General features: G+C 56.4%; 6 protein-coding genes and 1 pseudogene. 4 read left to right on the top strand and 3 right to left on the bottom strand.

What is annotated here, in order from left to right:
- Window positions 1-193: 193 nt before the first annotated feature.
- From AC50YL_RS23855 to AC50YL_RS23845, 3 genes and pseudogenes are all read right to left on the bottom strand, one after another.
- On the bottom strand, window positions 194-1,231 hold the full coding sequence (locus tag AC50YL_RS23855) for an NADH:flavin oxidoreductase/NADH oxidase (RefSeq protein ID WP_494835211.1): 1,038 nt from the start codon (window positions 1,229-1,231) through the stop codon (window positions 194-196).
- Between the two features lie 461 nt (window positions 1,232-1,692).
- Window positions 1,693-2,433, bottom strand: coding sequence for an SDR family oxidoreductase (locus tag AC50YL_RS23850; protein ID WP_494835209.1), 741 nt, complete (start codon window positions 2,431-2,433; stop codon window positions 1,693-1,695).
- 79 nt (window positions 2,434-2,512) lie between these two features.
- A pseudogene (locus AC50YL_RS23845) lies at window positions 2,513-2,872 on the bottom strand (DinB family protein); the annotation flags it as partial.
- 617 nt (window positions 2,873-3,489) lie between these two features.
- Between AC50YL_RS23845 and AC50YL_RS23840 the strand changes: the two are divergent.
- The 4 genes from AC50YL_RS23840 to AC50YL_RS23825 all read left to right on the top strand — a co-directional run bounded on the left by AC50YL_RS23840 (window position 3,490) and on the right by AC50YL_RS23825 (window position 11,850).
- Window positions 3,490-6,855 carry a S8 family serine peptidase gene (locus AC50YL_RS23840; protein WP_494835207.1) on the top strand — a complete coding sequence of 1,122 codons (3,366 nt, stop codon included), beginning with the start codon at window positions 3,490-3,492 and terminating at the stop codon, window positions 6,853-6,855.
- Between the two features lie 43 nt (window positions 6,856-6,898).
- Window positions 6,899-9,145, top strand: coding sequence for a S8 family serine peptidase (locus AC50YL_RS23835; RefSeq protein ID WP_494835205.1), 2,247 nt, complete (start codon window positions 6,899-6,901; stop codon window positions 9,143-9,145).
- Window positions 9,027-11,057: an S-layer homology domain-containing protein gene (locus AC50YL_RS23830; protein WP_494835302.1), complete on the top strand. Its 2,031-nt coding sequence runs from the start codon at window positions 9,027-9,029 to the stop codon at window positions 11,055-11,057. The genes AC50YL_RS23835 and AC50YL_RS23830 overlap by 119 nt, the downstream gene beginning before the upstream one ends.
- A gap of 253 nt (window positions 11,058-11,310) precedes the next feature.
- Entirely contained in the window at window positions 11,311-11,850 is a 540-nt protein-coding gene (locus AC50YL_RS23825) for a TetR/AcrR family transcriptional regulator (protein WP_494835203.1), read from the top strand.
- The last annotated feature ends 250 nt before the right edge of the window (window positions 11,851-12,100 follow it).

Below are 12,100 nucleotides of genomic sequence, written 5' to 3'. Positions count from 1 at the left end.
TCCGACTAGTTCATTGAGATAACTGAGCACATTTGTTCAATAAAACAGCAGCAGACTCGGACATTTTTTCTCGTCCACGGCTGCTGCTGTTTCGGTTTTTTGAGGCAGTCTAATACGTATTGTTCGCAAATGTTTAGTTACGCGTCAGATCCTACAAATAATGTTGCGGCAATCGGTATTTGGAAAACAATCGTTACCGATCCAAGTCTTTAAAGCCGATGCCGTATACGCCCGGGATGGTTGTTTCCTTGCCAAGCTTGGCAGCCGCCTCGAGCGTCCAGTACGGATTGCGCAGCATGCCTCTGCCGATGGCCGCGAGATCGGCATCCTCGTTGCCGATGACGGCATTCGCGAGCGAAGGATCATCCAGCCTTCCGACGGCGATGACGGGCATATTCAAGGCGTTCTTCACTGCTCTAGCCATCGGTACCTGGTAGGCCACGTGCGTGCCGGGTTTTCCGTGTGCCAGAATCGGGCCTTCGCCTCCGGAACTTACGTGGAACATGTCCACGCCGGCATCCCGATAGGCTTTGGAGAACGCGATACTATCTTCGATGCCGTAACCGCCTTCCACGTATTCTTGAGCCGTAATGCGCATAATAAGAGGCATGGTTTCCGGCATGACGCTTTTCACGGCGCCAATCACTTCTCGGCCGAACAAAGCAAGATCTGTGCCGTACGCGTCCGTTCGCTTATTTGTATAGGGCGATTGGAACTCGTGAATCAAGTAACCGTGAGCGGCGTGGAGCTCGATGGTGTCCACGCCGGCTTTGACGGCGCGTTCTGCGGCCATGCGGAATTTCTCTACCATGGCTTTCGTTTCGTCGAACGTAAGCGCCTGCGGTACTTTGGATTTCTCATCGTACGGAATCGAAGAAGGGGCGACTGGAATCTCCGCGTCTTCGGCTTTGCGGCCCGCATGCGCGATTTGAATCCCGACTTTGGCGCCGTATTGATGGCAGGCATCGACGATGCGCTTCAGCGGAGCAATGTGTTCGTCGGACCACAAACCTAAATCGAAGTCCGTGATACGGCCATCCGGTTCAATATCCGTCATCTCGATGATGATGAGTCCCGCCCCGCCAATCGCGCGACTCACATAGTGCATATAATGCCACTCGTTAGCGATGCCGTCTTTAGCCGTGACGGCGTATTGGCACATCGGCGGCATGACGACTCGATTTTTAAGTTCCAATCCTTTCATCCTAAATTCATTAAACAAATTGTACATGCGAATTCTTGGCTCCTTTTTTAATTGTTTTCTATGCTCAATTTCCGTAAAGACAAAACTATCTTTACTATTAATCTCTGCGGATTTATTCGACCCGAATAGGTCAAGTCGTACAGGCAAGACCAATGACAGTTGACCTAAACGGCCAATGACTTGCTCGGCGGCAACATGTCGTTTCTTCCGTAGCCATACTGTAGCACTACGCGTCCATGGATTGTACTAGCGTTATGTTTGGTGGGGCATAACCCGTCGTTATGAGGGATGAAGAGGTGGGGAGAGGGATTTAGGATTTTCGGCAAACTTTAATAACCGGTAATTCAAAACCCGCCAGTTGATTCATTGGCGGGTTTCGAATTCTTCGAATTTATTGCACTATTTTCGGCCTCCGTTGGGTGCGTATGACCTGATCTTTAACGAAAGCGTTCGAATTGCAATCCATACTGCGCGTGCGCTTGGGGGGATCAGAATTCCTGCGCGGTAGGACGCAGAACGATCTCGTTGATATCGACCTCCGCCGGCTGTTCGATAGCATAGGCGATGGCCCGCGCCACCGAGCCGGCCGGAATGGCTTGTTTGTAAAAATCCAACACGGTGGACTGCGCGGTACCCGTGGTGTTGAACTTCAGGTCGCTTTCCACGGCACCGGGTTCGATGGACGTCACCCGGACCTTGTCGCCGACTTCATGACGCAAGCCTTCGGAAATCGCGCGTACCGCGAATTTCGTCCCCGAATAGACGGTGCCGCCCGGCGAGAAGACCTTGATCCCGGCAACCGAGCTGACGTTGATGAAGTGACCGCTTTTCCGATCAAGGAAATAAGGCAGGGCAGAGGCGATGCCGTACAGTACCCCCTTGATGTTGATGTCGATCATCGCGTCCCACTCGTCGGTGTTCACTTCGGCCATGGGACGGATCGGCATAAGGCCTGCGTTGTTGACGAGCACGTCCAGCTTGCCGAAATCGGCAATGACCGCATCGACGACAGACTTGAACTGCACCTTGTCGACCACATCGAGCGGATAGGCGCCGGCCTTGCCGCCAGCCTTCGTGATCTGCGCAACCACTTCGTCGAGCTTGTCCTTCCGGCGCGCGGCCACCGCCACGATCGCTCCCTTGGATGCGAGCAGGCGGGCGGTCTCCGCTCCGAGACCGGTGCCGCCACCCGTGATCAGCACGACCTTGTTTTCAATACCTTCGCTCATGATACATCTCCTCTATGAATGTTTGGAGGCAGTGCCTCATCGAAGCTTTAGGAGCTGCGTCGACTATTTTTGCGATTTGTTATTTTACATTCAAGTCAACGTAGAACGGCACATCGGTAACGCCAAGCTCGCGAGCATAGACGAAAAGCTGTCCTTTGTGATGGGCCTCGTGGGCGACTAGGCGATGGTACATTTCTTCGATCGGCTCCGTGACATCAACGCCGTTAATGTTGATCGTGGCCACTTTTTGAAGGTCGGAATCGGTGCAGGACGCCAGTTTTTGCTCCGTGACCCCAGTCAGGCGCTTTACGAGCTCGCGCGCCTCCGGAATGGTTGACGGAACGGGCGGGATGTTCATGTCACGCTTTTCGATCTGGGCGAAAAAGAATTCGGGCGTCCAGGCCAGATGATGTATTAGCTTCAGCGTGGTCCAACCACCTTCCCAGGGACGTCAATCGCCGCTCGAATCAGGCAGCTGAGCCACGAGATCGATTAGACTGTTGTGGTGCATTTTCCATCCTTTCATTATTTTCTGGGATGCCGTAAGTGGTTGGGATGCCAAAAGTCGTGTTGTCATTCAAACGCCGCCTATTTTTCAATCCTAATTCTCTTTGAACGCGCGACGCGAAAAGCAGTACCCCTCGAAACGGCTGTTCGTGGTTTAGGATGACAACAAGAGCAACGTATTCGAATACCTCGGTCAAGCACGTAAATATTGTTTGCTTGGATATCCGGCATCATTCATCATTAAAATTATTCAAATCATTAATTTATTTATCAATAAGCCAGCATCGAGAGAAGTTCAGGCGATTTCATAAAATGATTATGTATGGCCTCCCAGCATGTTGCCGCTTACACGAGTCTTCACTGCGCCTTATTCCTCATTTGGATTCACGTAATGATAAGCGAAACCATATAAAAAAGAGAATAATATCTATAAGTTCAGTAGGTCCCGATTAGAAGCACTTCGATCGTAAACTTCTTTTCGAAAATATCTCAAATTCAAGGTAATTTCGCTATGAATTTAACTTCATCCAACGAAGGAGATGACGAGGCTTGACCAGGAAAAGCAAGCAAGCAACCGTTGCAATTTTATCCGCGATGCTGGCATTCGGACTCGTAACGCCAGCCTTAGCGATGCAGCCCCAGCACCGAGACCAGCTTCGAAAAAGTCAATGGAGCACCGGGGACGCGCTTCAACGACCGGCTTCCGTAGACTCGCCGCCGTCCGCAGCCGTGCAGTCTACCGCCGTGCAGCCTCCGTTCGCAAGCATGCTTCCCGAGACGTCCGAATATGCCGCCGACCGCGTCATCGTGAAGTATCGGTCGACCGGCGCCAGCGTCCGGGCTGAGTCGCTGTCCGCGCAAATTACCGGCGCCAGTCCGCTGCCGGTTCCGGATGCGGAGCTGCTGAAGCTCGCGGACGGGGCCGACGTACATAGCGTCATTGAAGAGCTGTTGAAGGATCCGAACGTCCTGTACGCGGAGCCCGATTATAAAGTATCTTCCGCGGTGAATCCGCAGCTGTTCCGTCCGGCGGAAGACCCCGCGTCCGCAGCGACCGATGTCTCCGCCTCTGAAGCGGCAGACCCCGCGGCGGTCGCGAAAGCAAGCGACTCCCCGGCATTGCCGAACGATCCGCTGTTCGGCGAGCAGTGGGGGCTGAACAACACCGGACAAGCCCTCAATGAAGGCACGGTCCCAGGCGGCACCCCTGATAGCGATATGGATTTGCCGGAAGCCTGGGAGATTACCCAAGGCAGCAGGGATGTCACCATCGCGGTCATCGGCAACGGCACCAATACCGAAGTTCCCGATCTGGTCGGTCAAATTTGGACCAACGACAAGGAAACTCCGGGTAATGGCATCGACGACGACGGCAACGGATATATCGACGACGTGAACGGCTGGGACTTCGCGCACGACGATAATACGGTATTCGATACGAGCGACGGCTTGAGCGACACCTATGGCACGACGGTCGCCGGCGAAATCGCCGCGGCCATGAACAACGACGAGGGCATCGCCGGCATAGCGCCGAACGTGAACGTCATGCCGCTCAAGGTCGTTGCGCCTGACGGGGGCTACTTCACGGATATCGTGGACGCCATTCATTATGCCGAGGCGCACGGGGTGAAGATCGCCACGCTCGGCATCGTGTACGCCTACAAGAGCAAGCTGATCGAAGACGCGATCAATGCCTCCCGTATGTTGTTCGTGGCTCCGGCCGGCGACGGCACCGGCAGACAGATCTTGAATACGGATGTGAATCCCCTGTATCCGGCTTCCTATCCGAGCCCGAACATGCTGTCGGTAACCGGCGTCAATGTTCAGGGCAATCAGTCCGTGCTTGCCGCGATCGGCCAAACCTCCGTCGATGTTTCCGCGCCGTCCGAATTGATCATCTCGACGACGGCAGGCGTCGATGCCGGCTATGCGGCCCAAATCGACAACGGCACCTATAAAGCCTATTACAACGGCATCGGGTTCGAAGAAATCCCGGCCGATGACCCGCAATATGTCGGTCAACGCCAGGATATGTTCGATCGCGCGATGGACTATCTCAAGCCGGAAGGCGCCGAGGCGCCGAAAATCCTGCTCGTGAACGACAGCAAACGCGGCGGCGACGATGGCGGTATCGGCATCGGCTCCTTCGATTGGGGGAACGATCCTTCGACCGTCTATCCGGAACTGCTGCAGCAAGCAGGCTATGCGTACGATACGTTCACGACGCAGGACGAGACCGCAGACGGTCCGCCGCTCGAACAGCTGCAGCAGTATGACGTCGTCATCTGGTCCACCGGAATAGCGGCCATATCCGAAACGGCCCCCTTGATTACCGCTCGCGATCAAGCCGACTTGACCGACTATCTGAACGGCGGCGGACATCTCATGCTGACCGGACAGGACGCCATCGATCAAATCGCGAAATCCCCGTTCGTGCAGGACGTGTTAGGCTTGACGCTTGCCGCGGAAGGCGGATGGATGTTCAAGTCCTGGGGCGTTCCCGGCACGATCTATGACGGAAAAATTTATAAAGTGATGGATTTCTCGCTGTTTGCCGATCTCGTCATCAGCAACAAGCCGGGGATGACCACCGTCAACCTGAAGAACAACAATGGCAAATATTCGTACGTGCAGGGCACGCTGTACGCTGCCGCTTACGCTGCGGGGGTAGCGGGTCTCGTGCAAAGCCAGTATCCGGACATGAGCGCCGCGGATATGAAGCAACGAATCGTGACGAGCGGCAAAACGCTTAACGGCGGCGACAAAACGAATACGGCGAGCGGCAAGCTCATCAGCGCGTATCGCGCGCTGTGGAACAAGGATATCCCGGGCATGACGCTGATCGATCCGTCCATCGGCGGCAAGCTTGATCATGCGAACGATCCGAACCATGTCTATTCCGTCGAACTAAGCGCCGGCGAGGAAGCGACCTTCTCGCTGACGGGCGATGCGGGCACGGATTTCGATCTTATCCTGTACGATGCTTCCGCGACGACGGTCGCGAGCAATGAGGGAGCGGTCGCGTATTCCGAGAAACCGGGCACGTCCGCGGAATCGATCACGTACCGCGCGCCCAAGAAGGGCACGTATTACATCAATATTTATGCCGTCAACGGCGCCGGCAACTATACGCTGAACGTCGACTACGGCAATGCGTCTACCTTGCTGGAGGACGACGATCCGTCGCTGACCTACGAGGGCGATTGGAAGACGGTAACGGATGCCTCTTATTCGGGCGGCACCATGAAGCAGCTAACCGGAAAAGGTTCCGTCAAATTCGGCTTCCGCGGCAATCTGTTCGAATGGATCGGTACGATGAACGACATGCAAAGCGGCTCCGAGATTTGGATCGACGGCTTGCAGGCGGGCACTCCCAATCTGGAGAGCGAGACGTCGCAGACGAAGCAGTCCTTATTCAAAATGGTGCTTCAGAACGGACATCATGACGTTGAAATTCGTTCCGCAAGCCGGAATGGTGTGGATAACCCGGTTCTGGCAATCAACGTGGACGCCTTCGTCTTCTCCGGCTTGATTTCGCCGACAGCGACATCCGCGAATTATACGGGTCCGTGGGCAATCAAATACGGCAAGCAATATCCGGACGGCTCCGAGACCTATACTACGACGCAAGGCAGCGCCGCCGAATTCGGCTTCACGGGCACGAAGGTCACGCTCTGGTCGACGACGAGCAGCAACCGCGGCATGGTGAATATCTATATCGACGGCCGTTCCGTAACGCCGACGCCGGTCGATCTATACAGCGACACCCTTCGCTATCAGGTGCCGGTCTTCACGTCGGGCGAGCTCGCCGCCGGCTTGCACAAGATCAAGATCGTGCATGCGGGCCAAGCGAATCCGAAGTCGAAAGGCGGCATCGTCACCATCGACGGTTTGGATGTCCTGAATTTGAGCTAACCGCGCGAGGCTATTAATCTGATCCGAAATGGGGAACCCGAACGTGAATCGAACACTTCTCAAAAAATCATTGTCGCTCGCGACGGTCTCGCTGCTGGCAGGGAGTCTCGCCATTCCGAGCCTGCCTGCCGCGCATGCCGCTCCGATGGATAAAACCTTCGTTACCAAGGAAAGCCTGCGGGCGGCAACCCGCCTGCTGCAAGCGGCCGGACCGGAAGCCGCGATCGGCGCGGCTCCGGGCGAAGCGTACGTGGCCGAAGACATCAACACCAGATCCGGCAGCGAGATCAAGGTTATCGTCCAGTTCAGCGGCCAGCCCGCAGCGGTAGGCCGGTACGCGGGCAAGCTTGGCTTCAAGAAGCTGGCAGCGGAATCGACCGAGGCGGCCGTGAAGTCCGAGCAGGATGCCTTCGTCCGCAGCGCGCAGACGAGCAGCGTTCCCTTTAAGATCGAGCGCCGCTTCGACACCGTCCTGAACGGGATGGAGATCACGGTCCGCGCGGACCAGATTCCGCAGCTCGCCAAGCTGCCGGGCGTGAAGTCCATCCATAAGAACATCCGCTACTATCCGGCCGACCTGCCGGACAGCTATCATGCCGCAGCGGCGGGCTCGCCTTCCATCGACACGGTACCGCTTGAGCAGATCGGCGTCACGAAAGCTTGGGAACGGGGGATCACGGGTAAAGGCTTGAAGGTCGGCGTCATCGATACGGGCATCGACTACCTGCACCCCGATCTCGCCGGCAATTACGAAGAAGGCGGCTACGATGCCGTCAACCAGGACGATGACCCGTACGAGGATCTGCCGACGAAAGGCTACGAAGGGTCTCATCACGGCACGCATGTATCGGGCACGATCGCCGGGACGGCTTCGAACGCGACGGCCGGGCATATGCAGAAGGGCGTCGCTTACGACGCGCAGCTGTACGCCTACAAGGTGCTCGGGCCGGAAGGCGGCACGTCCGCGGAAGTCATCGACGGGATCGAGCATGCCGTCGAAGATAAGATGGACGTCATCAATCTGTCCCTCGGCAGCGACCTGGAGAAGGATCCTGATTCGCCCGACGCCATCGCGGTGAACAACGCCGTGCTGGCAGGCGTCGTTGCCGTTGTCGCGAACGGCAACGCCGGCACGGGCAATCAATATTATTATTCCATGGGTTCGCCGGCAGCGGCGCAGCTGGCCATATCCGTCGGCGCGGCCACGAGCGACAGCATCCGCGTAGGGGGAGGCGTGCGCAGCGAGGCCGGCTCCTTGGCGAACGAAGCGCATTTGGATTTGATGAGCTGGACGACGGACAAGGAGGACTTCAACGAGATGTTCGGCGACGGTCCGATCGAAGGCGTCTATGTCGGTCTCGGGTCGAATGACGAGTACAAGGACTTGGGACTCGACTCGGCGGACCTGTCGGACAAGATCGTCTTCATCTCCCGAGGCATTCTTACGTTCGACGAGAAAGTGAGAAATGCCGCCAAGCATGGCGCGAAGGCTGCCGTCATCTTCAACGGCGACTCCGTTGACCCGCAGATCGCTATACCCGACCTGTCGGAGGACATTCCGTCCCGTAACGGACCGATCGGTCCGATCGCATTCCTTGGCGACAGTTACGACTATATCCCGACGTTCGACATGGCGGGGACGACCGGGCGCGCGCTGGCCCGCGAGCTGAAGGCGCACCCGAACGAAACGCTGCAGTACACGATGAAGAACGACTTCGAGCAGGCAGCCTTGGCGGGCGACCGCATGGCGGATTTCAGCTCGAGAGGCCCGAACTCGGATGGCAACTACGGCATCAAGCCGGATCTCGGCGCGCCCGGCGTGCAGATTTTCTCCACGGTGCCGGCCTACGGAATCGCTGATCCGAACGCGAGCTACGACAAGGCTTACGCCAAGATGAGCGGCACGAGCATGGCGACGCCGCATGTGGCGGGTCTCGCCTTGCTGATCAAGCAGGCGCATCCGACATGGACGCCGACCGATATCCGCGCGGCGCTGGCGAATACCGCGCAAGAGCTCGTCGACGAGGACGGCACGCCGTACGACGTTTATTCGCAAGGCGCGGGGCGCGTTGACGTCATGAACGCGATCGACACGCGCGCCATTATCGAATCGCTGGACGAAATTACGATTTACGACGACAAAATGAGCGAGCAGCGTCAGCTTCGGCATGCTGAAGCCGGGCGCCGAAGCGGAAAGCAAGCCGCTGCGCGTCAAGAATCTGTCGAACGCGTCCGTCGCTTACGACGCCAAGGTGGTCATGCATCCGTCGGTGACGTCCGACCCTCATGATCCGATTTCGACGCCGGACGCCGGTGCGATCACGGCGAAGCTGAACGGCCTTGCAGGCAATCGAATCTCGGTTGGCGCGAATGGCATCGTCGAATTCAACTTGTCTGCGTCCGTCGGCGCACAGGCGAAGGACGGCGTGTACGAGGGCGAAGTGCTGCTCGAGAGCAATGGGGTTCCTTCGCTGCACCTGCCGTTCGTCATTCACGTCGGCAAATCGTCCGAAGACAACGACTTCCCGATCCAGAACGTGGCGCTCAGCAGCACGACCGTGTCCAAGGATGCGCCGATCGACATTACGGCGTCGCTCCCGACGGGCAAAATCAACCACATGTATGCCGCAATCTACGATATGAACGACGAGCCGATCGGCGTCTTGGCCGAAGATTTCGACCTCGACGAAGAGACCGAGGAGCTGAAGCCGCTCCCGTCCGAATTCGTCGTACCGGAATTCGACGGTTCGTATAATGTCGGCGTCTTCACGGGCAACGGCAATCTTTATAACGAGCAGTTGCCGGAAGGGCGTTATAAGATCGTCCTCATCGGCTCGGAATATGATGCGAACTACGAGCTCGTCGACCAAAGCGCGGCATTCAGAACGTTCTACGTGAGCGGAGAAACGGGCAGCACGCCGCCGCCGCCGACGGACCCGGGTTCTTACCCGAGCTTCCCGATCACGCCGAACGACTCGGCGTACAATAAAGATGTCGCGGTATCCGTAATCGACAAAGGTCAAACCGGCATCGCCATCGAGGCGCAATCGAGCCTGGAAGGCACGCAATTGTCCGTGTCCGTCAAGGACGCCGACCTTCAGGCCGCGCTTAAAGAAGCGAAGTCATTCGTTGCGCTGACAATCGGAGCGGCTTCCAAGGATGCTTCTTCCGCGAAGCTGACGATCACGGCCGCGCAGGCGAAGCAGCTGAAGGAAGCGGCGCTTACGGGCACGATCGTCTTCGCGTGGAACGACGCTTCCGTCTCCCTGCCGCTCTCGGCTTTGAGCTCGGTAGCCGAAGGCGCGGACGTTGTCATCGCGATCAAGAAGGATGACGACAGCAAATCGGCATTTACGAAGCAGGTGAAAGACGCCTCCATTCTCGGAACGCCTTACGTCTTCGAGGTAAGCAGCGTTAACGGCGACGCTTCCGAGCCGCTTGCGCTGAAAGCCGGCGAAGCTGCAGCGAGATCGTTCCTGATCGACAAGGACGTCGATACGAGCGGAGCGGGCGCGCTCTATCTCGAAGGCGGCAAGGTTTATCCGGTGCCGGCCGCTATCGCCAAAACCAGCGACGGCGCATCCATCTTGACCGTTCGCAGACCCGGCTTCTCGACGTACGCGGCGGCGTCGCGTCATGTCGCGTTCGCCGATATCGACAAGTCCTGGGCACGCGAGGAGATCCAATCGCTCGCGGATAAGTTCCTGCTGAACGGCACGTCCGAGCATGCCTTCTCTCCGAAGGCGAACGTGAGCCGCGCGCAATTCGCGTCCATGCTCGTTCGTACGCTGGGCTTGCCGGCGCAAACAGCGGCTGCGCCGTTCGGCGACGTGAAGAGCGGCGATTGGTTCGCTTCCGACGTCGCGACGGCGTACGCGGCCGGACTCGTCACGGGCTCGGAGGGCCGGTTCATGCCGAACGCCGCCATTACCCGTCAAGACCTGACGGTCATGCTGGCCAGAGCGGTCAAGCTCGTCGATCTCGAGCAGCCGAATACGAGCGGACCGCGCATCTATGCCGATGCCGCAACGTTCAGCGGCTACGCAAAAGACAGCATTCGGCTCGTCACCGACGCGGGATTGATGAAGGGCGTCGAATTGAAAGGCGGCAGCTACTTCCAGCCGGCCGAAGCGACGACTCGCGAAGCCGCAGCCAAAGTGCTGCACGGCCTGATTCTTTCTGCGGGTCGCATGCACGAGTGAAGCTCCGCACGCCGGAGATGCTGTCGGGCACATGGACTTAGCCCCGTAAGCAGATAACGATAAAAGCGTTCTAAGCTGCGACTGCTTCCCGGTATTCTGCCGGGGAGCGGTCGTTTAGTTTTTATTGAGACCCGACTTATTAATATATTTATGGCCGGATGCTATTTTCGCGATTTGTTTAATGGGATGCTGCGGTTTACAATAACCTCGTGGTTAAACGCGAATGAACGCTATTAATGGGATGGAAAACAACATGAAATCCGAAATTATTCACTATACAGAGGAACTCATTAGACAAAAGGGCTATGCATCGTTTAGTTATGACGAGCTTGCCAAGCGTTTTGGCGTAACGAAAACAAACATCCATTACTATTTCGCGAAAAAAGAGGATTTGGGACTTGCCGTGCTGCAGCGGATTTACCAAAGACTCGTTGAGTTCTCTTCGAGAATGATGCATTCGCGGATTACGGTAGAGGAAAAGCTGGCCAAATTTGCTATGCTGCATTCAGAGCGGTTCGCGGAAAACGAGGTTTGCCCGATATTGTCCTTACAGGGAGATTTCGTGGTATTGCCGGAACAAATGCGACTCAAAATGCAAGAGATTTGTCTGCTGGAGCTGGAGATCGTAAAGAAAGTGATCGCCGAAGAGACGTGCCACGAAACGAACACGCTCGCAATTGCGTCGACGGTATTGGCGGCCATCAAAGGCTCGCAGCATTACCGGCGAGTCAGCGCCAACAATAACCTGCCCGAAATTTTGAACGGCATCTGCCGCGTATTACCAAATCGATAAATGGCGTTTCGCCGCAAGAGGAAAAGACTGCCTGAGGCAGTCTTTTCCTCTTTTGTTCAACTTCGTTTCATCATAATTGAGCGTCGGATGGCGGGATGTCGGTAACGGGGATCATATGACAACCACGCATATAACTAGGATTGAGCTAAGTGCTTTAATGGATAATTTTATAAAATATTTTATGCGTTGCTTCATATTTTGTAATTTGTTGTATAGATGCAAAAAAATTTACAATGAAAATGCTTGTATA

It is taken from the genome of Paenibacillus sp. J22P277, from assembly GCF_059383675.1.
Note: the sequence above shows the minus strand (reverse complement) of the source record. Positions and strands in the feature narration are given on the sequence as shown.